Here is a 22,271-nt window from a genome sequence, read left to right as displayed (position 1 = left end):
AATCAAGTTGCCACGCTCACGCTTCGATTTCGGCGCATTTTCGAAGGCTTCGCAAAACTCAACGAGCGCGTCAAAACTATCCGCGTATCCTGTGATCGGCTAATCGTTTTCAGCGCAAAAAAGTTTGCACAGGTCACGCCAGAATAGGTGGGCGTCAATCTTCTCGTTGGCGGAGAGGCCCGGGGCGATTCAATTCAGTGCGCGTCCGAATTCAAGACTCTCATACAGAACTTAAAAACACTGGATAGTGCTGGATTTCAGTGGTTTCCGCCGGAATGAAAAAAGGACCCGAAGGTCCTTATTTCAATCGCTTACAGAATTCAGTGGAACTCTGCAGCGCTATGTTTGGAGCGGGAAACGAGACTCGAACTCGCGACCCCGACCTTGGCAAGGTCGTGCTCTACCAACTGAGCTATTCCCGCGTCTTGGTGATGCGCATTCTATAGAATCCTCAGCACCCGTCAACCCCTTGATTCAAAAAAGTTTTATTTCTTTTCAACGGTGGTCCGCAGATGAGGCCAGGCAGCGCGTAAATACTGGAGCATGGACCACAGCGTCAGGCCGGCGGCGACAAGTAGCAAGGCATAGCCCAGCAAGACCCAGAAGGAGAAGTCCGACGGGTTGGCCAGCAGGATCACCAGCGCGAGCATTTGCGCGGCGGTTTTCCATTTGCCCATGTTCGACACGGCGACGTGGGCACGGGCGCCGATTTCGGCCATCCATTCACGCAGGGCCGAAACGACGATCTCGCGGCCGATGATCACCGCAGCCGGCAGGGTCAGCCACAGGTTGCCGTGTTCCTGCACCAGCAGCACGAGTGCGACAGCCACCATCAGTTTGTCGGCCACCGGGTCGAGGAACGCACCGAACGGCGTGCTCTGTTCCAGGCGGCGGGCCAGGTAGCCGTCAAGCCAGTCGGTGGCGGCAGCAACAGCGAAAACCGAACTGGAGGCCATGTAGCTCCATTCGTAAGGCAAATAGAACAACAAAATGAAAATCGGGATAAGCAGGACGCGTAGAACGGTGATCAGATTAGGGATATTCATCGGCACAACTGGCTGCGAGGTGAGTAGGCATTCTACTCGCTGTGCAGATTTGCATAAATCAACTCAGCGAGCTTTTTACTGATACCGGGTGCTTTGGCTATTTCGTCAATGCTGGCACGGGAGAGCTCTTGCAAGCCACCAAAATGTTTAAGCAGGTCGCGTCGGCGTGTCGGGCCTACCCCGGCCACGCCTTCCAGGGTTGAGGTTCGCCGGGTTTTGCCGCGACGGGCGCGATGGCCGGTAATGGCAAAACGGTGGGCTTCGTCACGGATCTGTTGGATCAGGTGCAGCGCAGGCGAGTCGCCCTTCAAAGTGAACTCATGGGCGGCATCATTCAAGTACAACGTCTCGAAGCCGGCCTTGCGCGTGGCGCCCTTGGCCACACCGAGCAGGATCAGGTCGGGCACCGCCAGTTCGTTGAGCACGTCGCGGGCCATGGACAGCTGGCCCTTGCCGCCGTCCACCAGCAGGATATCGGGCAGCTTGCCCTCCCCGTCCTTCAATTTACTGAAGCGGCGGGTCAAGGCCTGGTGCATGGCGGCGTAGTCGTCGCCGGCGGTGACGCCTTCGATGTTGTAGCGCCGGTAATCGGATTTGATCGGCCCCTCCGGCCCGAACACCACGCAGGACGCCACGGTGGCCTCGCCGCTGGAGTGACTGATGTCGTAGCACTCCAGGCGCTGGGGCGGCTCGTCCAGGTTGAGGACTTCGGCCAGTGCCTCGAAGCGCGCGGCCACGTGCTGTCGATTCGCCAGGCGCGCGCTCAGGGCCTGCTCGGCGTTGGTCACGGCCAGTTGCTGCCAGCGCGCACGCGTGCCGCGCACGCGGTGGCTGATGTCCAGTTCACGGCCACGCAACGCGTGGATGGCCTCGATCAACGTCGGGAAGTCTTCATGCACGACGTTGACGATCAGCTCCGACGGCAAATCGCGCTCAGGGCTGCTGACGTAATACTGGCCCAGGAACGCAGCCATGACTTCAGCGACCTCCTCGTCGATACCGGTCTGCGGGAAGAAGTTCTTGCTGCCGAGCACCCGCCCGCCACGCACGCTGATCAGGTGAACACAAGCGCCACCCGGGTTGACGAACGCGGCGATCACATCGACGTCGCCGGTTCCGCCTTCCATGCTTTGCTGGTCCTGCACACGGCGCAGCAGGGAGATCTGGTCGCGCACCTCGGCGGCTCGCTCGAAATCCAGGGTGCTCGCGGCTTGCTCCATGGCGCCGGAGAGTTCGTCGGTGAGGGCATTGCTACGCCCTTCGAGGAACATCACCGAATGGCGCACATCCTCGGCGTACTCCGCCGGCTCAACCAGGCCGACACAGGGCGCCTTGCAACGCTTGATCTGATATTGCAGGCACGGCCGGGTGCGGTTCTTGTAGAAACTATCTTCGCACTGACGCACGAAAAAGGTCTTTTGCAGCAGGCTCAGGCTTTCGCGAATCGCACCGGCGCTTGGGTAAGGTCCGAAGTATTTGCCCTTCTGCTTCTTCGCGCCCCGATGAATACTCAGGCGCGGGAAGTTGCCGTCAGATAAAAACACGTAGGGGTAGGATTTATCGTCACGCAGCAGGATGTTGTAGGGCGGCCGCCATTCCTTGATCAGCGTCTGCTCAAGCAGCAGCGCCTCGGTTTCATTCGCGGTGATGGTGGTTTCGACCTGGGCGATACGCGCCACCAGGGCGGCGGTTTTCGGCGTGAGACCGGTCTTGCGAAAGTAACTTGCCAGGCGGCTTTTCAGATTCTTGGCTTTGCCCACATATAGTAGGCGCGCCTCGCTGTCGAACATGCGGTACACGCCGGGGCGGCCGCTGCAGGTCGAGAGAAAGGCACTCGGATCAAACGGTGTGGTCATGTCAGGCGCTGGCGTCCACCATGCCGTGGCGCACTGCGAGCAGGGTCAATTCAACATCACTGCTGATGGCGAGCTTCTCGAAAATGCGATAGCGGTAGGTGTTGACGGTCTTGGGTGACAGACACAGCTTGTCGGAGATGACCTGCACCTTCTGGCAGCCGACAATCATCAAGGCGATCTGGATTTCCCGCTCGGACAGCACATCAAACGGCGAGTCGCTGGTGGGCTGGAAGGATTTGATCGCCAACTGCTGAGCGATCTGCGGGCTGATGTAGCGCTGGCCGGCAAATACCAGGCGAATGGCTTGTACCATCTCCGCCAGGCCTGCGCCCTTGGTCAGGTAACCCGCTGCACCCGCCTGCAGCAGGCGTGTAGGAAACGGGTCTTCTTCGCACACGGTAACCACCACGACTTTGATATCCGGATGGCTGCGCAACAATTTGGTAGTGGCACCAAGACCGCCGATCCCAGGCATCTTGACGTCCATCAACACCACATCGGGTTTCAACTCCCGGGCCTTGATCAGGGACTCCTCCCCCGATTCAGCCTGGCCGACTACTTGCAGGCCATCGATGTCAGCCAGCATTCGTGTAATGCCTGTACGAACGAGATCATGGTCATCGACTACTAGCACCCTAATCAAGCAGACACCTCGCGATATGGTCTTATAGGTTGCTGAACACCTTAGCAAAAAACCATGGCGCAGACCTAGTTGCAAGTGTCATATATATAGCGTTTGAGCGCGAAGAGCGTGCCCGTCGAACGACGAGCAGCGCTGTTTTCTGGGCGAAAGGTCAGGAATTGCGGGCTATAGCTTGAATTTGCCGTTCACTTTCAGGGTTGCCGAATGTTCGGCCAAGGTGGAGGTCAACCGGCTGATTGCATCCTGGTCCTCTTTGAACATCGACCGGTAGTTGCCCAGCACTTTTTCTTCTATCTGACTCAGATTATCCATTTGAGCCGGCGTGGGAGCTCCCGTTAATACGTAAAGGAGATCCACGCCTCTTTCGGCCACACGCGATAAATAATCGGCTTTCGGGGCACGCCCACCGTTTTCATATTTTCCTTGTGCGTTCGCTTCTACGCCTCCAATTTCGCCAAACACTTTTTGCGACAAGCCAAGCCGCTCTCTTTCTTGCCTTAAACGCGAACCGATTCCACTCATTTGGATGCATGATCCTAAATTGGCACCCTTCAAGAGGTGATACGTTCATCCCTTGATTAAACAAACTTGAACGGTTTTGAACTATGCCCGGAATTCGTACTGCTGCACAAGCCAAGGCTTGGCTTGAACATCAAGGTAAGTCAGTTCAAGCGTTCGCCCGGGAACACGGTGTCGACCCCGCAACCACTTATCAGGTGCTCGCCGGGCGCAAGAAAGGACGGCGTGGAGAGGCCCATAAGGTAGCGGTCCTTCTGGGCATGAAAGAAGGCATCATCCTTGCCGATGAATGAGCCCCTGAGGCAGGAACAGGAAATTTTATCCTAAACGCAGTATGCGCTTATTAAACAGCTGTGCCTGTTTTGCGCAAATGAGTCACTTATTGGTCCACAGGTTTGGGCCGACAATCGCGCTCCATGCGCCAGAAGCATGCTTCCTCACCCGCAACTTGCAAACCCTTGCGCTGATAAAGCCTTTTTGCCGGATTGGTTTTAAACACGGTCAACCGTAAAAGACCGCGACCTTGGCCGCATGCCTTGAGCGCCATTTGCTCCAGTACCCAGTTGCCTGCTCCGCGCCCACGCAAAGATTCGAGAATATGCAACTCGCGAATATACAGCGCCTGGCTATCGCGACTCAGGCTGATGAAGCCCATCACGGTGTCGTTGCTACAGATCAACCAATTCTCGCGCCCCGCCCAGGCGACGTCGAAACCATCGTTGGACCACAGCAAATCGTATTGCGCGTAGTAGCCGCGCATGGCCTCGTAGGTCAGCGTCCGGGCAAATGAGCGATCCTGGTCAGTCGCCGCGCGCAAGTGAAACGTCATGTCATCGAACCTCTTCAGCACACAGCGCTACCGATCGGCCGGTCCAGCGCCCGCTGTCGCGATGAGCAATGACCAGTGCATCGCCCACACCCGGCGCGGCAGCAAGCAAATGCCCATCGGCAGCCCAGATAGCACTGCGCCCCGCGCACGCCCAGCCGCCCGATGGGCCACCGTGATTGGCCATCAACACCACCAGGCCATGCTCGGCGGCATAGCCCTGAAGCAGCGCACTGTCCGTTGCGTAGCCGCCTTCGCTGATCAGCACGCCGGCGGCGTATACCGTGGCTCCCGCTTGTGCGGCCTGACGTGGATGGCTGGCGTGGGAGAAGTCTGCGCAGACCGCCAGCGCAATTCGGTCATCCCCCCACTCGAGTGCAACACCGCCCTGCCCCGCGACAAACGCCACCTCTTCGCCGGGATGCAGATGCTGCTTGGTGTAAACCGCAAGCGAACCGTCTGCTCCCAGCACCAATGCGGCGATCAACACGCCCGCCCCTGGCGTCAAGCGGATCGGCATGCCCACCACGGCGGTCAAGCACAGCGCCCGCGCCATCTCGCGCAGAGGCGTTAAAAGCGCGTCCTCGGGTGCTATCGCCAATTCACCCGCCAAGGACGGCTCATAGCCGGTCAACGACAACTCCGCAAACACCAGCAGTTGCACGCCCTGCTCAGCCGCTGCGCGCATGAACGCCAGGTGCCGCTGGATATTGGCCGGCACGTCGCCCGCGATGGAAATGGATTGAGCAACCGCAAGGGTCAAGGCAGTCATGGTCGCGTCCCAGCAATCATTATCGAGTGGCGACCAGCATATCGGCACTCACCCCATAGCCGTAAGTACCTCCACGCAATAGAAATTACTGATTGAATCCAACCGGGCGCCTCTAGTAAGCTCACACCATCATTTGGAGAAACACCATGTTGCAACTCACCCACACTCAGGTTTGCCCTGCTGCCAGCGCCTCGCGCTCGGTGTTGGCTACCCGTGTGAACGGTTTGAGCGCACGAATTAGCTTTTATTTTGGGTATTGGTTTAGCCACTGGCGCGCCTGATACCTGAAATCGGCGCCCACTGCTCAAGGGGTCGCCTACCAGAGAAATCTAACCCCCGGTCGGCTCCCCGATCGGGGGTTTTGCTTTTTCAGCCCTGAACACTTTGTTTGATCAAGAACATTTAAAGGAATCACGACATGAACTACGCCACCTATTACCGCTACGACACCTGCACCGCATGGCGATTTAGCAAGCTCCGCTCGGGACAGCCTGCCGCCTCCGATCGGTCACCTATCGGTGGCAAGCCAGCACACGTAGCCACTACGGCCCATTGTCGAACACCCCAGTAGGGCAGAGTGCGCGGGAATCGCCCGCCGCTTGCCCAGGAAGCCTTGAAGATGAACTCCTCCGTCGCCGCTTTGCCCGTTTCTGCCCTGACCAGCGCCAATGAAGCAATGACCTTGCGCTTGCCCAGCGCCCTTGAGCTCAAGCACCAGTTGCCGCTCAGCCCATTCCTCAATGAACAAATCCACGCCCATCGCCAAGCCGTGCGCGCCATCCTCAATGGCGAAGATTCACGTTTGCTGGTGATCGTTGGCCCGTGTTCGATCCACGACCCGGAATCGGCCATGGAGTACGCACGCAACCTGAAGAAACTGGCGTTGGAAGTCAGTGACCAGATGCTGCTGGTGATCCGCGCCTACGTCGAAAAACCGCGTACCACCATCGGCTGGAAAGGTCTGGCCTACGACCCGCACCTGGATGGCAGCGATGACATGGCGGCTGGCCTGCGCCTGTCCCGCGAACTGATGCGCGAAATGCTACGCCTGGGCCTGCCAGTCGCCACCGAGCTGCTACAACCCATGGCCGCCGGCTACTTTGAAGACCTGCTCAGTTGGGTCGCCATCGGTGCGCGCACCACCGAGTCGCAGATCCACCGCGAAATGGCCAGCGGCCTGGGCATGCCCGTCGGATTCAAGAACGGCACCGACGGCGGTGTCGCCATTGCCTGCGATGCGATGCGCTCGGCGTCCCACCCGCACCGGCACTTCGGCGTCGACAGCCAGGGCCACCCGGCGATCATCCAGACCCCGGGCAACCTCGACACGCACCTGGTGCTGCGCGGCGGTCACCGTGGGCCGAACTACGATGCGCAGAGCGTGGCCCAGGTGAAACAAGACCTGGCCAAGTCCAAGGTAGCCGCGCGGATCATGGTCGATTGCAGCCACGCCAACAGCGGCAAAGACCCGCTGCGTCAGCCGGCGGTATTCAATGAAGTGCTGGAACAACGCCTGCAGGGCGACACTTCGCTGATCGGCATGATGCTCGAAAGCCACGTGTTCGAAGGCTGCCAGCCATTAGGCCCGGCGATGAAATACGGTGTGTCGGTGACCGACGGTTGCCTGGGCTGGGACAGCACCGAGCAGTTGTTGCGCAGTGCGACTAAACGCTTGCGCGAACATGCCATCGGCTGAGCAATGGGCACCGGCTTGCCTGCAAAGTGCGGGCAAAACGGACGGCCACAGTGGCGCGCCAACCTGTAAAGCAACCTCAAAGCCGTGTATCTGACCTTGAGCGCTGCCGACATGGCGCAGATTGCCGGGCTGGAACGGGGCCAGCGCCTGACCAGCCCCAAAGGTATAGCGCCGAAGTGGGACTAAACCCCAGCCACCGGCATGCGCGATAACTCCCGCAGCCATGGCAATACCCGCAGGCCAGTGGTGGCCTCGGGTGGGTCGATGATGTCCATGAAGTGTTCAAGATTGACGTTATCCGGTACGCCGGGCAAGCGGACCAGCACCTGCGGTATCGAGCCGACGGGTACGTCCAAGTCCAGGTGATCATAGACCAGCACGTGGCGCACCTGGGCCTGCGGCCCTCCGGTATGGGCCACCAACCCAGCATTGACGATCAGCACGTCAAAGGGTTCAGCCGGGATCGCCGTGAGGATCTGGACCTCCTCAAACGTTTGCACCGGCATAATCCGGTGATACCCCAACCGGTTGAGCATTTTTTCGATATACAGCCGTTGCAGGTGCTGTTCATCGGCAATCAGGATGGTCAGTGCTTTGTTCGGCATGGCAAACCCCTGGCAGGCAGTGCTCGTTGAGTGAGAGCGGCCCATTTTCCAGACATATCCCGCAGACAAAATCAGGCATGTTCCCCCTTCGTGTAGGAGTTGTCCCAAATCCACCGAATGACATCTCCCCGCGTCAAGGCTGATTGCAATAAACGCTCAGGCTGTGATGCAAATCATTGATCGCCTGGTCGACGCCCTCAACTGCCCCACCCAGCGCCTGGAGGTCGTGCCGTTCACACACGCCCTCCAAGGTTTCGCAACAGGTGATCAGCGCGTGCGCCTTGACCATCCGCGCACCGCCTTTGGCGCGGTGTGCCAGGTCATGCAACTTGGCGAAGTCGGCCTGGCGTCGCAACGACGGCAATAGCCTGTGATCGGCTTCCAGACTGTCGAGCAGCGGCATCAACAATTCGTTGAGCGCGGCGCGATCGTCCCCCGTCAGGATGATCAGCGTCCCCAGATCAAACGTCGGTTCGGCTTGCGGCTCGCAGGGGCTTGCCATGCGCGGGGCCAGGGCCGATCGCAAGTCTTCGAGCCCGGTAGGCTTGAACAGGCACCCGTCCATGCCTGCCTGGCGGCAGCGCTCGGCTTCTTCGGGTTGGGCATTGGCGGTAAACCCTAACAGCAGGCACGGCACCAGGCCTCGCTCGCGCTCTTGTGTACGAATATCCCGGGCCAATGTGTAACCGTCCTTCAGGGGCATATTGCAGTCGGTGATCACCCCATCGAAGTGCCCGGCCTGCCACAGCGCCAGCCCCTGAACACCGTCCTCCGCCGTGGTGATGCTATGCCCCAGGAAGCTCAATTGCCGAGCCAGCAGCAAACGGTTGGCCGGGTAGTCATCCACCACCAGGATACTCAACGCGCGCGTCGGCGGGGTGTGCGGGACAGGTGCCGAAGCCGGCGCCGGCATCGCGGCCGCCAGCGTCAGCGCCACGCTCACGTCCACTCGGGTGCCCTGCCCCAGCACACTGCTCAGGTGCAACTGACCACCCATCATTTCGCACAAACTGCGGCTGATCACCAGCCCCAGCCCTGAACCGCTGCGGGCCGACTGTTCAGCGTTGCTGCCCTGGATAAACGGGTTGAACAGCCGCTGCTGATCCTGAGCACTGATTCCCATGCCCGTGTCTTGCACCCACAACCTGAGCAGCAGTCGATCCTCTGTAACGTCCCCCTGGGCGCCCAGTTGCACCTGGCCTTTGCTGGTGAACTTGATGGCATTGCTGAGCAAGTTCGAGACCACCTGCTTGAAGCGCAGCGGATCGATCAGCACCGGGCGATCAAGCGCCGGATCGAGCGTCACGCGCAGCGCCAACCCCTTGGCTCGCGCGAGTCCTTCAAATACCCGCACCACCGAAGCCAGCAACTCATGCAGGTTGGCCGGTTCCTGGGCCAGGGACAGGTGCCCGGATTCGATCCGTGCGATATCCAGAATATCGCCGATCAATTCCAGCATGCCGCGCGATGCCACCGACGCCACCTCCAGCGCATCGCGATCGGCCCGACCTTGCTCGGCGCTTTTGAGCGCCAACTCGATCATGCCGATCACCGCGTTCATCGGCGTCCGGATCTCGTGGCTCATAGTGGCCAGGAACGTCGTCTTGGCGCGGTTGGCGGCGTCGGCATCGTCCTTGGCTTCCTGCAACTGGCCCAGCAAGCGGTGGCGTTCACTCACATCCACCCAGCCAGCAATCATGCCCACGACCTTCTCGTCGCCGTCGCGGTACGGCAGCATCCAATGGTAAATCGTGAGAACTTCGCCCCCCGGCACCCTGAGGATTCGGTCATGAATCTGCGGCTCGCCCCGCGCCATCAACTTCAGGTAGTCGTCATGGTAAGACTGGGCTTGCGGCGGGTTGCCGGTGTCGGTTTCCACCACGGTCTTGCCGATCACGTCTTCCAGCTTGAAACCGAATACATCGAGGTAGGCATTGTTGCAGGCCATCAACCGCCCCTGGCGATCGCGCACGTAAATCGGGTGAGGCGTGCCGTCGATCAACACGCTCATAAAGCGCATCTGATCGCTCAACGCGCGTTCGGCCTGGGCGCGCTTGCGAATCAGGCTGCGCAGGTAAAAGGCCCAGCACAGGGTAATCAACAACAGCACCGCGGCGAGACTGAAGCCCTGGATGATTGCGTTGCGATGGCGCAGCCAGTAGCTGTCTTCAATGATGATCTCGCTGCGCCAATGATTGGTCAGCTCATCCAGCTCTTCAGGCGTGATACTCAACAACGCCTTGTCGAGGATCGAATACAACTCCAACTGGCTACGGTTGACGCCAAACGTGATCCGCGCCGGCTCCGTGCCGACGGTGCTGGTCATACGCAAGCGGTCACGGTAATGACGCGCGATCATATAGCGCGCACTGATGAGCGAAATCACGGTCGCATCGGCCCCACCATTGGCCACCAGCTCCATGGCCGCCTCAGGGTTCGCGCTGTCGACAAACTCGATGCCGGGATAATCCCGCGCGATTTGCTCACCCAGGCTGTTGCTGCGAATGAACGCCAGGCGTTTTCCGGGCAAGTCTTCCAGGGTCACCAGCCGCTCGTCTTCGGCGCGAACCACCAACACATAGGGGCTGGACAGGTAAGGCCGGGTGAAGCGCAGCTTCTCGGTCCGCTCGACGCTGGGGGTAATCACCGCCAACATGTCCGCCTGGCCAGCATTGACCTCGTCAATTTGTCGAGGCAGCGAACTGCCCTTCACCACATCGAACTTCAGGCCCGTGCGCAGGCTGATCCGCGACAGCACCTCGGAGCTCAACCCTTCGAATTGCCCTTGCTCATTGAAAAACGACAACGGCACGAACTTGTCGAGCACCGCCACTTTCACACGTGGGTGTTTCTCCAGCCAACGCTGCTCACTGTCACTCAGGCGCAGCCGTTCCGCTTCCATGTAACCGCTGCCGCCAGCACTCCAGCGCCGCAGAATATCCATCTGCTGGTTGAACGGCACGGTGGCCAACGCTGTGTTGACGATGTTACGCAGGCGAACATTATCCTTGGTGAACGCGAACCCGAAAGGGTTGACCTCCAGGCCGGAAAAATCTGCCACACGCACGTTATTGAGGTGGTTCTTGTTGATCAGGTACCGGGTGCTGATGGCATCCCCCAGGTAGACATCGGCCCGGCCGAACGCCACCGCACCGATGGCTTCGAAGGTCGAGGCAAATAGCTGCAACTGCGCGTGGGGGTAGAACTGCTGCACGGCATCGGGCTGCATGTAGTGATACAGCATGGCCACGCGCTTGCCGGCCAAGTCTGCGCTCAGGGCCTGGGTGTCGCCGATACGGGTGACCAGGGTGGGTTGATCGTTGGCGTATGAACGCGACAACACCAACTGCGAGTCCGCGGCTTCATAGCCGTTGGCCGAGCCAACGAAATCCACCGCGCCCTGCTTGAGCGCTTCAATCACTTCATCGCGGGTTTGGTAGCGCCGCACTTCGACGGTGACATTCAACGCCTGCGCCACCAGCGCCGCATAATCGGCGGTAATGCCTTCAAGCTCGTCGTTGTTGTTGCTCAGGTCGAATGGCGCATAATCCGGCGCCGACACCCCCATCACCAACGTGCGCCGCTCACGTAGCCAGCGCCAGTCGGTTTCATCCAGCATCAGGCTCGCGTTTTCGAGCTGAGAGTGCCCCAACAAGCGCAGTGCGTGTGACTCATCGACGGCCGCTGCGATCATGGGCAACAGGCCCATCAACAAGATCGCGGCGAACCGCTTAAACGCAGTGGCGGTCATTTCAGATCAGATGATTGCGCTGGGCGAACTTGGATAAATGCACCACCGACGACATGCGCAACTTCTCCTTGAGGCGAGTCTTGTAGGTGCTGATGGTTTTGTGGCTCAGCAACATGTCTTCGGCGATTTCCTTGTTGCCCAGGCCCAGGGCCAGTTTCTGCAGCACCGTCAACTCGCGATCCGAGAGGGCTGCCACCAATTCGCACTCGGTCGTTTGCAAATCATCGCGGCGCACCGAACTGGTGGGCAGGCTGGGAAAGCAGCTGTAGTTGGACATCACGGCCTTGATTGCTTTTTGCAGCTCGTCCAGCTCACCGGTCTTGGCGACAAACCCCATGGCGCCAGCCCGCATGCAACGGGTCGAAAAAAACACCGCCAAGTAGGATGTAAGCACCAGGATCTTGCATGGCAGGCCCAAGGCCTTGATCCGACTGATGACCTCCAGACCACCCAACTTGGGCATCGCCAGGTCGAGAATCACCAGGTCCGGGCGCCCTTCCCGGGCCTTCTGCACGGCATCCGCGCCATTACCGGCCTCATCGATTTCAGTAAAACCTTCCTGTTTCAACAAAAATTTGACAGTGGCACGGATAAACGGGTGGTCATCCACTATTAACGCTTTGCTCATAAAAACCCCTGACAGGACAAAGTACGCTGACACATCACACGGAACCCAGCCACCTGTGAGAATTGACAGTTCCGACGAACGGTACTGCCCCTCAGATCGCCAGAAGGCGGGTGCCTGGTCCCTTCCTTTGAAAATCACCACGAACACTTGAAGCCATATCATCGCTGCCGCAAAGCCGCAGCGATCAACCTTAGCAATGGGGTGATGTTTCTTGTGAAGGGATAATCCTGACTGCATGTAGGACTTTTCCTCTCTAGAGCATAGCCAACCCTTGGCAGGGCTAGCCTTGGCAAGGGTCGATCAGTCGGTGGTACTTGGGCTCCAGAAGGCCTGCACCACCAGACTCGAGGTGGAAATACGCGCCACCAGGGCGTCCAGTTCGTCACCGTCCACCGACGTGGCGACCAGGGTTGCTTCGATCTCCACTTCTTCACTGCCAAACGGTCGCACATCGACATCACTGGCCGGGTAGTTGCTACGCGCCAGCTCGGCTTCCAGCAACACCATGACCGCCTGTTGCTGGCTGCGCTGTGCAATCACATAGAGGATGTTGGTCACCTCCGCTGACACCACATCCAGCGGCTGACGATTGATGTTATTGACGATCGGCCGCAGCAACGTGTTGGCCGCCAGCACAAACAGCGTGCCCAGCAGCGCTTCGAGGATCAGGTCGGCACCGGCACAGGCGCCCACCGCCGCCGAGGCCCAGAGGGTGGCGGCGGTGTTGAGCCCGCGCACATTGCCTTCTTCGCGCATGATCACGCCCGCCCCCAGAAAGCCGATGCCCGACACCACATACGCGACCACCCGCACCGCGCCTTCCGCGCCGCCCAGGCGGTTGGCCATGTCGACGAAAATCGCCGCGCCGACTGCGACCAGCACGTTGGTGCGCAAGCCCGCCGTGCGCTGGCGGTACTGGCGCTCGAAGCCGATCAAGCCACCGAGGATAAACGCCGCAGTAAGGCTGACCACGGTATCGATCAGGGAGTCGAGGTTGATGTTGTTGATTGCCTGCATAAAAAACTCCATGAATGCTGCGGCAAATTGAAACCACCCCTGGCCCCGCCGGGAGCCGGGTCCAGGTGCGTTTGATACAGCGTGTTATTGCCAGCCAAACTTACGGATGTAGTAGCCCTTCACCGCCTGGGTCAACGCCATGTACCCCAACAGAATCACCGGCAGGAACACAAAGTACAGCGACGGCAGCGCCTGCAGTTTGAAGTAGTGCGCCAGCGGCCCCATCGGCAGGAAAATCCCCACGGCCATGATCACCCCCGTCATCACCATCAACGGCATTGCCGCACGGCTTTGCAGGAATGGGATTTTCGGGGTGCGGATCATGTGCACGATCAGCGTCTGGGTCAGCAGCCCCACCACGAACCAGCCCGACTGGAACAGGGTCTGGTGGTCCGGCGTGTTGGCATCGAACACATACCACATGAGTGCGAACGTGGTGATGTCGAAGATCGAACTGATCGGCCCGAAGAACAGCATGAAACGGCCCACATCCCCCGGTTGCCAGCGTTGCGGCTTGGCGAGCATTTCCTCATCGACGTGATCGAATGGAATCGCGATCTGCGAAATGTCGTACAACAGGTTTTGCACCAGCAGGTGCATGGGCAGCATCGGCAGGAACGGAATAAACGCACTGGCGACCAACACCGAAAACACGTTGCCGAAGTTGGAGCTGGCGGTCATTTTGATGTACTTGAGCATATTGGCGAAGGTGCGCCGGCCTTCGAGCACGCCCTCCTCTAGGATCATCAGGCTCTTTTCCAACAGGATGATGTCAGCCGCTTCCTTGGCGATGTCCACCGCGCTGTCCACTGAAATACCGATATCGGCAGTGCGCAGCGCCGGTGCGTCGTTGATTCCGTCACCCATGAAGCCCACCACATGGCCGTTGGCCTTGAGCAGGCGCACGATGCGCTCCTTGTGCGACGGCGTCAGCCTGGCGAACACATTGGTGGTTTCCACGGCCTTGGCCAACTCGGCGTCGGTCATGTCCTCGATGTCGTTGCCCATCAGCAGGCCTTGCTGCTCCAGGCCCACTTCGCGGCAGATCTTGGCGGTGACCAGTTCGTTATCGCCCGTCAGCACTTTGACGGTCACACCGTGGGCTTTCAGGGCCTTGAGGGCAGGCGCGGTGCTTTCCTTCGGTGGATCGAGGAAGGCGACGTAACCGATCAGGGTCAGGTTGTTCTCATCTGCCAGGCTGTAGGTATCGCGCCCGTCGGACATCGGCTGCGCGGCGACCGCGACCACCCGCAAGCCTTCTTCGTTGAAGGCCGCGGTCACTTGGCGGATGCGCGCCAGCAACTCATCGGTCAGCGCTTCATTGGTGTCGCCGTGGCGCACCCGGTCGCACACCGACAGAATCTCCTCCACCGCGCCTTTACAGATCAACAGGTGCGGCTGGCCTTGCTCGGCCACCACCACCGACATCCGGCGACGGTTGAAGTCGAACGGAATCTCATCGACCTTCTGGAACGCGGTGGCGACTTTCAGCTCGCGATGCACCTCCACGTGCTCCAGCACCGCCACGTCCAGCAGGTTTTTCAGGCCAGTCTGGTAGTAACTGTTGAGGTAGGCCATTTCCAGCACGTCGTCGGATTCTTCGCCCCACACGTCCACATGGCGCGCCAGGAAAATCTTGTCCTGGGTCAGCGTGCCGGTCTTGTCGGTACACAGCACGTCCATGGCGCCGAAGTTCTGGATCGCGTCCAGGCGCTTGACGATGACCTTCTTGCGCGACAGAAACACCGCGCCCTTGGCCAACGTCGAGGTAACGATCATCGGCAGCATTTCCGGGGTCAGGCCCACGGCAATCGACAGCGCGAACAGCAGCGCCTCGGTCCAGTCGCCCTTGGTGAAACCGTTGATGAACAGCACCAGCGGTGCCATCACGAACATGAAGCGGATCAGCAGCCAGCTGACTTTGTTGACGCCATGCTGGAACGAGGTGGTCGCACGGTCAGTGGCGGTGACGCGCTGGGCCAGCGCGCCGAAATAGGTGCTGTTGCCGGTGGTCAGAATCACCGCCGTCGCCGCGCCGGACACCACGTTGGTGCCCATGAACAGGATGTTTTCCAGGTCCAGCGGGTTGCGCGTCTTGGCGTCCTGCTGCTGGGCGAACTTCTCCACCGGCATCGATTCGCCGGTCATTGCCGCCTGGCTGACGAACAGGTCCTTGGCGTTGAGCACGCGGCAGTCGGCGGGGATCATGTCGCCGGCCGACAGCACGACCAGGTCGCCCGGCACCAGTTGCTTGATCGGCAGTTCAATGGGTTTGGCCGCCTCGCGACGCAACACCGTCGCGGTGTTGCTTACCATGGCCTTGAGCGCGTCGGCAGCCTTGTTCGACTTGGCCTCCTGCCAGAACCGCAGCAGGGTCGACAGCACCACCATGGAAAAAATCACCGTGGCGGCCTTCATGTCTTCGGTCAGCCAGGAGATTACCGCCAGCAAGGTCAGCAGCAGGTTGAAGGGGTTTTTGTAGCAGTGCCACAGGTGGACCCACCAAGGCAGCGGCTGCTCATGCTCGACTTCGTTGAGGCCGTATTGCTCCCGTAGCGCGTCGGCTTCCTGGGCGTTCAAGCCTTCGGCATGACTGCCCAGGGTGCCCAGCAATTGCTCCGCGCTGCTGTTGGCGGCGACCACCAGGGTCTGCGCCAGGGTCGGCGGGACTTCGCGGCTGACGCTGGCGTCGGTGACGCTGTCGAGCAGTGCCAGGCGCCGGAAATGCCGGGCGATATGCCGGGTCCGCAGGAAGCCGGCGAAGAACTCTTTCAACAGAGTGAAGTTCATGGTGTTACTCCTGCGCGAGGAAACCGTCGTGCAGGTACGGCCGACGGCACTGCGCCCAATTAAGAAGGCACAGCCAGCCTGGCCCGCCTGCCGCAAAAAGGCAGGCGCGTCCATAGCAGCCTGAGGTGAATCAGGTGCTGGTCAGCGTCGATGAGAGGGGATCAGGACAGGCGCCAGAACTGGTCGCTGCCGGGATGCCGCTTCTCGCTGTTTGGCGAGACAACGGCATCGAAAGAATGCGCGTTACCTTGCCAAGTCTGTGCCGGTTACCGAAACCGGCCGACAACTGTCACTTGAACAAGTACCCACTGAGGGTCTCCGCTATTGATGAAAACGCGCGAAGCTTACGCCCCGATTACAGGAGAGTAAACCACAGGAAAGTACCTACATGATGAATAGGAGGATTCTTCAGGATGGGTTCAGAAACCCCTATCTTGAAGCCCTTCGAAGCTTAAATGTGGGAGGGAGCAAGTCGAGTCGTCGCACCGCCCCTCCCACAGGTTGAATGGGTATATCGGCAACTAAGGTGCAACGGGCCGATCTCCCGGCACCCGGACCAAGTAATCATGCACCTGCCCACCCGCCAGCGCCTTGACCTGAATCGACACCGTATTGAGTTGCCGCCCCATCCTGATCCCCTCGCGAGTACGCACTGGCACATAGCCCAGTTTGGGCCAGAAGCGCTCGGCCTTGTGATTGCCAACCACCACCGTCAGGCGCAGCCACTCGGCCCCCCGCGTGACGGCCCACGCTTCGAGGTCTGCATGCAGCCGCTGCGCCAGCCCGCTGCCATGCAGGCGCGTATCCACCAGCAACAAGCCGATATGCCACACCCCGGTCGCGAGCAAATCCGCCGCGATATTCACCACGCCAACCAGTTGGTGTTCGCTATCGCGATAGCCCAGCCAATACATCCGGCTGCAACACCAGCCTGCCGGCAACTGGCTCTGTAATTCCTCGCGAGCTTCGGTCGGCGTGGCCGGTTCACCGTTCACCGCCAGGAAGTAACCCGGCGACCGTTCAAAAAAAACCTGCAGCTCGGCTTCATCAGCGTCCAGCAGCTCAACCACCGCGACGCCCTCGATGGAACAGCCAGGTAACGCGTGCAAATCAACGTCCATGTTCAGTCGCCCTCAATCATCGCGCGTCAGCACTTCCAACAATTCAATTTCAAAGCGCAAAGGGCTGTTGGGCTTGATATGCACGCCCATCGAGCGCTCGCCATACGCCAGGTGCGCCGGCACGAACAATGTGCGCACGCCGCCGACTTGCATGCCCATTAACCCCTGATCCCAGCCCTTGATCACGCGGCCCGTTCCAATCACACACTGAAACGGCTTGCCCCGTTCCCAAGACGAATCGAACACCGTGCCGTCTTCCAGGGTGCCGGTGTATTGGGTGGTGATCAACGCACCCTTGACCACGGCCTTGCCGGTGCCTGGGCGGATGTCGGTGATCTGGAGTTGTTCGTCGCTCATGGGGGGGACTCTCGTTGACTGCGCAAAGGCTGGGTTTTCCCAGAATTAGCGGGGGTTGGCAAGTGTAGGAAGCGTCGGATCAATGACATTTCTCTTTAACCTGCGGGGCGTTTCCGCCGGCTGGGCAGCACCTCGCGCACAGGCGCTATTTCGAGATCGCACTCGGTGAACATAATCGGGGGGGGGGGCGATAAATCGAACGCTGGAGTACATGCAGTCCCGTTCGTCCAGCAAGAGCCTCCATTGGAGGGGGGGAGCAGGTCCCATTATCGTCGTTCGTCATACATCGCCCTAGTTGATTGACTCGCACCTACGAAAGACCGCGAACCACCCTAATCGAAAATCACATTCTGCTTATTTCCTGTCTCGAGTATTCAAGCTCAACCTATAGAACACCAATCAGCACTGAATAGGGAAAACAGTATGACCATAGGATCTGACTTTAACTATCCCGCGGATATAGCGCAACAGCATCAACGAGGCAAGCGATCCAGCACTAACCACTGGAAAGCTAGATTCCCTAACCCGCCAGACTTATGCTTTGACTATCGCACCCTGGTAGAGCAAAAAAATGGAGTCGCCATAGCGACTGAAACCAATCATAAAATCGGCATCATAGGTGCTGGCATTACAGGTTTAACGAGCGCACGGGAGCTACATAGATGTGGTTTCACAAACATAACTTTACTCGAAAAATCAACGCGCATTGGTGGCAGACATTTCACAGCGCTCGGGAGCAATAACACCAGCACTGTTGGCAGGCCGCCTTTTGAAATGGGTGCAATGAGGATGCCTTTTTTCAACAAATCAAATGAGTCACCCAAAGACGGGCGCTCACTCATGGCCTATTACGCTAGCGAATTTAATCTGACTCACTCAAATTTCCCAAACCCTGGTAGCCCTACGGTTCGATCAACTGGAATATATCTGCGGGAAGGCAGTATAGATGGAAACAGCCAGCCAACAATGCTGATCTGGAAAAATATCGACGGAAAAACTCCGCCGCCTGGCGATACCCTAGGAGCAGTTTTTGCAAAATGGAAAACATTCGCCGAACGTATGACCATGAAAGTCAGCGAGCACTATGGCACTGAGCTCTGGGAAAGTATGTGGTCAGCCATAGTTAAAAAATACGAAGGCATTTCATTTCGTGATTTAGTTAAAATGCCAACCATAGATACGTGGTATCAAGGTGACCCTGGTCATTTCGGCGGGATGGGCATGACTGCAGATGAGTCTGCTGTTTTTTACTCCATCGGAATTGGAGATGGCAGTTGGGGGGCATTCTATGACGTCTGCTCGCTTTACCCACTACGCACAGCTATATTTGGATTCAGCAGTCACCTACAGTTGATCCATGGACGGGTAAATGCGGATGGTGCCCCCATAGCTTCACCGTACTTGAACGCAATAGAAACCGTGGATTCGAAAGGGCTTAAATTCAACAAGCCAAATTACATTGGACTTGGCGCTTTGGCGGAATCTCTGCTTTTCATAAAGCCAAATGAGACCCGCGAATCATTATACGAGCATTTGGTTAATCGTGAATCTGGATTGATCACCAATAGTTCAGTAACAAAACTAAAAAAGCTTACCAATGGAAAAATACGAGTACATTATGACTGGAACACTTCACTGCCAGAAATGACGGAGAAGCATTTCATCGACTTTGACTCCGTGATAGTGACGCTCCCATCCTGGCTGATAGAGACACAAATTTTACTAGAGGGATTCAATCATGAAATACTTCCTTTCGAAATAATAGCAGCCTATAAAACCGCTCACTGGGAAACCAGTTGCAAGGTATACGCCCCACTTAAAAAAACCTTTCTCTCAAATAACAACACCATTCCTCAAGCCATAGTAACTGACAGCTTCATACATGACGTTTACACCTATCGCTACAATGACAATAGCGCTTACGATTGCATCCTACTCAGCTACACTTGGGAAGATGACGCAACAAAGCTATCGCTATTCAGCGACAACGAACTTGTCGACAAATGCATAGAAGAGCTCGACAGAATCCTCTTAAAGTCAACAAACATAAGGCAAAAAATATCCCCCTATATAGGACGGAAACAGGCAGTCGTTCAACGATGGATGAATGACAAAAACTCGCTTGGCTGTGCGAAACTTTACCGGCCCGGCACCTATTATGACGCTGTGAGCCTGATGAAATACAACAGAGACTTTTCTCACAAGTCGGGGCTTTATTTTTCCGGCGAGTCTTTCTCTGTGGATGCAGGCTGGACTGAACCCTGCTTCAGGTGCGCCATTGATGCAGTGATCAATATCTGCAGTAAAACCCACTCAAAATTTAATGGCGGCTTTAGCATGCAAGACTACCCTGAATTTCAAATCGAAAACTAACAAAGCCAGAGAGATGGACTACAACACAACAAGAATCATCTGACTTCCAATTAAACATTTTATCGCCTCTTATAAACATTCAACCACCCCGGTTGCATAACAATAAGAGGTCACATCCATGAGCGAACCAACAAGCCCCGCCCGCATCGCAGTCATTCAACTTGACCCCCAGGTTGGCATGGCAAATCGAGCCGATAATCTGCGTCAAAGTCTTGCACTCGCCACCGAAGCCGCAAAAGGCGGTGCCACTCTGATCGTGCTGCCTGAGCTTTCCAATTGCGGATATTTTTTCAGCAGTCGTCAGGATGCCTTTGATCACTCCGAGGCGGTTCCAGACGGTGTCAGTGTGCGGGCTTGGATAGACTTTGCCTGCAGCCATCAGGTGTACCTGGTAGCCGGTCTGAGCGAGATAGACAATCGCCAGTTGTTCAATACCGCCGTGCTGCTCGGCCCCAGTGGGTTTATCGGCAAGTACCGCAAAGCTCATTTGTGGAATTTAGAAAAGCTTTGGTTCACTCCTGGCGATACAGGCTTCCCTGTGTTTGAAACGCCGATCGGTCGAATCGGTCTACTGATCTGCTGGGACATTTGGTTCCCAGAGGTGCCGCGCATTCTCAGCCAGCAAGGCGCCGATATCATTTGTAGCCTGAACAACTGGGTGTGGACACCGCCGCCGCTGTTCGATGAGGCTGGCAAATGCATGGCGTCATACCTGACGATGACCGCCGCCCATGTAAACAACGTGTTCATCGCTGCCGCCAGCCGCGTTGGCGAAGAACGGGGTGCCCGTTACCTCGGATGTTCGTTAATTGCCGGGACCAATGGCTGGCCAATCGGCGCAGTGGCTTCGGCCGACCACCAGGAAATTCTGTTTGCCGACGTCGATATCACCAGCGCCCGTAGCGCACCAATCTGGAACAACCTTAACGATCTGCATCGCGACCGACGCAACGATCTCTACGATCAGATGCTCGGATATTCGCAACATCCTGCTCTACCGCGCTAACCGGAGGGCACATCATGGAAACTCTATTTGCCAAGACATCACCTCTGCGTTCCCGCGCGGATATCACGGTTCTAACACTTGGGTTTATCAGCATATTGCTGGTGCTTTGGGTTGCAATTAGTCATCGGGGTTCCTGGCCGGGATATAGCGAGATGGTTGCGAGCCTGCCTAGTTCTACCGCCTGGTTACGCTGGGTGCTGGGGGATATCAGCGAAGTTGCCTTTTATAAACATGAGCTTGCTTCTCTCGGCCTGCTAAGCGGTGCATACATGGCCTGGTGGGCGAGCAAGCGCGGAAAATCGTGGCAAGGCTTTTCCATTTCCTACGGAACAGGATTGTGGCCTTGGCTCGTGACCAGTTCGTTGTTGGGGCTGCTACTGAGCAACTTGCTGTGGGGTTGGACCGTAACTGCCGGGACATGGCAACCGACATTCGCAGCATTCGTTTCACTGCCGGCGGCGATGGTGCTGATGTTCGGCGGCGGTTGGAAGGTAACGCTCAATGGTGCAGTGCTGGGGGCGTTGCTGGTGACGCCAATGTGCTTGTTGATCGTGAACTTCGTTTGCGCACCGTTCGGGTTGCCTGTGGTGATCGGCAATGTGCTCGGCATGGCCGCTGGTAGCGTCATCGCGTTTGAAATTTGTCGTCGGCTGCCCTCGCTGGTACGTTCGGACTACATAGCACCAGTCAAACCAATGCCTGCCAAACCGCCCACCTATGGTGTGGTCTGGAGCCTGCGTCGGGTGCTGGCGGACTTTTCAGAAGCACCTTTTTTCGGGAATGAACTCGCTAGTCTTGGGCTACTGGCAGGTGTGTTACTGGCGTATGCTCTGAATCCCATCAGTCCGGCTTATGGATCAGGCTTGCTTATAAACCTTATAGGTGCGCAGGCATTGACGTCAGCAATCGGTGTGGTGATCTGGCGATATCAGTGGATCAAAAAGGGCTGGTATCCGACCTATGTTCCATTGGTGTCAGTGGTTCCTGCCGCCGTGTTGACTTATGGAGGTAGCTGGATGGTTATGGGCTCTAGTGCACTCCTGGGGGCATTGATCGCACCGCCGTTAGCCTGCGCAATTGCAGGGCGGTTGCCCGCACATTTTCATCCTTACATAGGCAATGTGATCGCAATGGCGATGAGCACACTATTGGTGGTACCGCTGGTGGGCTGGTTAGCCTCAGAGTAAAGATTTTCCCCATGCTACATTCCTCATGTAGCGTGGGAACGATCAAAAAACTCCACCTCATAATCATTGCCAAAACCT

The 22,271-nt window shown here is 57.9% G+C and carries 18 protein-coding genes, 1 tRNA gene and 1 pseudogene; 6 read left to right on the top strand and 14 right to left on the bottom strand.

What is annotated here, in order from left to right; translation table 11 throughout:
* Nucleotides 1-346: 346 nt before the first annotated feature.
* The 5 genes from ACP7CJ_RS19105 to ACP7CJ_RS19085 all read right to left on the bottom strand — a co-directional run bounded on the left by ACP7CJ_RS19105 (nt 347) and on the right by ACP7CJ_RS19085 (nt 4,067).
* A tRNA-Gly gene (locus ACP7CJ_RS19105) sits at nt 347-422 on the bottom strand.
* 63 nt (nt 423-485) lie between these two features.
* The gene (gene pgsA / locus ACP7CJ_RS19100; protein ID WP_247406081.1) at nt 486-1,046 is read right to left on the bottom strand and encodes a CDP-diacylglycerol--glycerol-3-phosphate 3-phosphatidyltransferase; all 561 of its coding nucleotides are present in this window, start codon (nt 1,044-1,046) and stop codon (nt 486-488) included.
* Between the two features lie 32 nt (nt 1,047-1,078).
* A complete protein-coding gene (uvrC, locus tag ACP7CJ_RS19095) occupies nt 1,079-2,902 on the bottom strand; it encodes an excinuclease ABC subunit UvrC (protein ID WP_276197406.1) in 1,824 nt (607 codons plus the stop codon).
* A gap of 1 nt (nt 2,903) precedes the next feature.
* Entirely contained in the window at nt 2,904-3,545 is a 642-nt protein-coding gene (gene gacA, locus ACP7CJ_RS19090) for a response regulator transcription factor GacA (RefSeq protein WP_247407148.1), read from the bottom strand.
* Nucleotides 3,546-3,710: 165 nt separating this feature from the next.
* Complete coding sequence (locus tag ACP7CJ_RS19085) at nt 3,711-4,067, bottom strand: helix-turn-helix domain-containing protein (protein WP_247407151.1); 357 nt, start codon at nt 4,065-4,067, stop codon at nt 3,711-3,713.
* A gap of 83 nt (nt 4,068-4,150) precedes the next feature.
* Between ACP7CJ_RS19085 and ACP7CJ_RS19080 the strand changes: the two genes are divergently transcribed.
* Nucleotides 4,151-4,357, top strand: coding sequence for a DNA-binding protein (locus ACP7CJ_RS19080; protein ID WP_247407154.1), 207 nt, complete (start codon nt 4,151-4,153; stop codon nt 4,355-4,357).
* Nucleotides 4,358-4,443: 86 nt separating this feature from the next.
* On the opposite strand, the gene ACP7CJ_RS19075 is transcribed toward ACP7CJ_RS19080, so the two are convergent.
* Complete coding sequence (locus tag ACP7CJ_RS19075; RefSeq protein ID WP_247407157.1) at nt 4,444-4,893, bottom strand: GNAT family N-acetyltransferase; 450 nt, start codon at nt 4,891-4,893, stop codon at nt 4,444-4,446.
* Nucleotide 4,894: 1 nt separating this feature from the next.
* A complete protein-coding gene (locus tag ACP7CJ_RS19070) occupies nt 4,895-5,662 on the bottom strand; it encodes a carbon-nitrogen hydrolase family protein (protein WP_426101053.1) in 768 nt (255 codons plus the stop codon).
* Nucleotides 5,663-6,281: 619 nt separating this feature from the next.
* On the opposite strand from ACP7CJ_RS19070, the gene ACP7CJ_RS19065 reads away from it, so the two are divergent.
* Both ACP7CJ_RS19065 and dkgB read left to right on the top strand, forming a co-directional pair.
* Nucleotides 6,282-7,358 carry a 3-deoxy-7-phosphoheptulonate synthase gene (locus tag ACP7CJ_RS19065; RefSeq protein ID WP_426101051.1) on the top strand — a complete coding sequence of 359 codons (1,077 nt, stop codon included), beginning with the start codon at nt 6,282-6,284 and terminating at the stop codon, nt 7,356-7,358.
* A gap of 69 nt (nt 7,359-7,427) precedes the next feature.
* A pseudogene (gene dkgB, locus ACP7CJ_RS19060) lies at nt 7,428-7,544 on the top strand (2,5-didehydrogluconate reductase DkgB); the annotation flags it as partial.
* On the opposite strand, the gene ACP7CJ_RS19055 reads toward dkgB, so the two are convergent.
* The 7 genes from ACP7CJ_RS19055 to ACP7CJ_RS19025 form a co-directional block, all read right to left on the bottom strand.
* Nucleotides 7,541-7,963: a chemotaxis protein CheY gene (locus ACP7CJ_RS19055; protein ID WP_276197403.1), complete on the bottom strand. Its 423-nt coding sequence runs from the start codon at nt 7,961-7,963 to the stop codon at nt 7,541-7,543. The pseudogene dkgB and the gene ACP7CJ_RS19055 overlap by 4 nt on opposite strands.
* 133 nt (nt 7,964-8,096) lie before the next feature.
* A complete protein-coding gene (locus ACP7CJ_RS19050) occupies nt 8,097-11,714 on the bottom strand; it encodes a transporter substrate-binding domain-containing protein (RefSeq protein ID WP_426101049.1) in 3,618 nt (1,205 codons plus the stop codon).
* Between the two features lies 1 nt (nt 11,715).
* On the bottom strand, nt 11,716-12,342 hold the full coding sequence (locus ACP7CJ_RS19045; protein ID WP_276197401.1) for a response regulator transcription factor: 627 nt from the start codon (nt 12,340-12,342) through the stop codon (nt 11,716-11,718).
* Nucleotides 12,343-12,642: 300 nt separating this feature from the next.
* Nucleotides 12,643-13,359 (bottom strand): MgtC/SapB family protein, encoded by a 717-nt coding sequence (locus tag ACP7CJ_RS19040; RefSeq protein ID WP_276197400.1) that lies wholly within the window; start codon nt 13,357-13,359, stop codon nt 12,643-12,645.
* 84 nt (nt 13,360-13,443) lie between these two features.
* Nucleotides 13,444-16,149, bottom strand: a complete 2,706-nt coding sequence (gene mgtA / locus ACP7CJ_RS19035) for a magnesium-translocating P-type ATPase (RefSeq protein ID WP_426101047.1) — start codon at nt 16,147-16,149, stop codon at nt 13,444-13,446.
* Nucleotides 16,150-16,670: 521 nt separating this feature from the next.
* The gene (locus ACP7CJ_RS19030) at nt 16,671-17,270 is read right to left on the bottom strand and encodes a GNAT family N-acetyltransferase (RefSeq protein WP_426101045.1); all 600 of its coding nucleotides are present in this window, start codon (nt 17,268-17,270) and stop codon (nt 16,671-16,673) included.
* Nucleotides 17,271-17,282: 12 nt separating this feature from the next.
* Entirely contained in the window at nt 17,283-17,627 is a 345-nt protein-coding gene (locus tag ACP7CJ_RS19025) for an FKBP-type peptidyl-prolyl cis-trans isomerase (protein ID WP_276197397.1), read from the bottom strand.
* Between the two features lie 423 nt (nt 17,628-18,050).
* On the opposite strand from ACP7CJ_RS19025, the gene ACP7CJ_RS19020 reads away from it, so the two are divergent.
* From ACP7CJ_RS19020 to ACP7CJ_RS19010, 3 genes are all read left to right on the top strand, one after another.
* Nucleotides 18,051-20,000 carry a flavin monoamine oxidase family protein gene (locus ACP7CJ_RS19020; protein ID WP_426101043.1) on the top strand — a complete coding sequence of 650 codons (1,950 nt, stop codon included), beginning with the start codon at nt 18,051-18,053 and terminating at the stop codon, nt 19,998-20,000.
* Nucleotides 20,001-20,118: 118 nt separating this feature from the next.
* Nucleotides 20,119-21,006, top strand: coding sequence for a nitrilase family protein (locus tag ACP7CJ_RS19015; protein WP_247398244.1), 888 nt, complete (start codon nt 20,119-20,121; stop codon nt 21,004-21,006).
* Nucleotides 21,007-21,020: 14 nt separating this feature from the next.
* Nucleotides 21,021-22,193 carry a hypothetical protein gene (locus ACP7CJ_RS19010; RefSeq protein WP_247398243.1) on the top strand — a complete coding sequence of 391 codons (1,173 nt, stop codon included), beginning with the start codon at nt 21,021-21,023 and terminating at the stop codon, nt 22,191-22,193.
* Nucleotides 22,194-22,271 lie beyond the last annotated feature (78 nt).

It is taken from the genome of Pseudomonas sp. PSPC3-2 (assembly GCF_049897085.1).
In the GTDB taxonomy this organism is placed as follows: Bacteria; Pseudomonadota; Gammaproteobacteria; order Pseudomonadales; family Pseudomonadaceae; genus Aquipseudomonas; species Aquipseudomonas paraveronii.
This window is presented reverse-complemented; position numbering and strand designations above follow the sequence as displayed.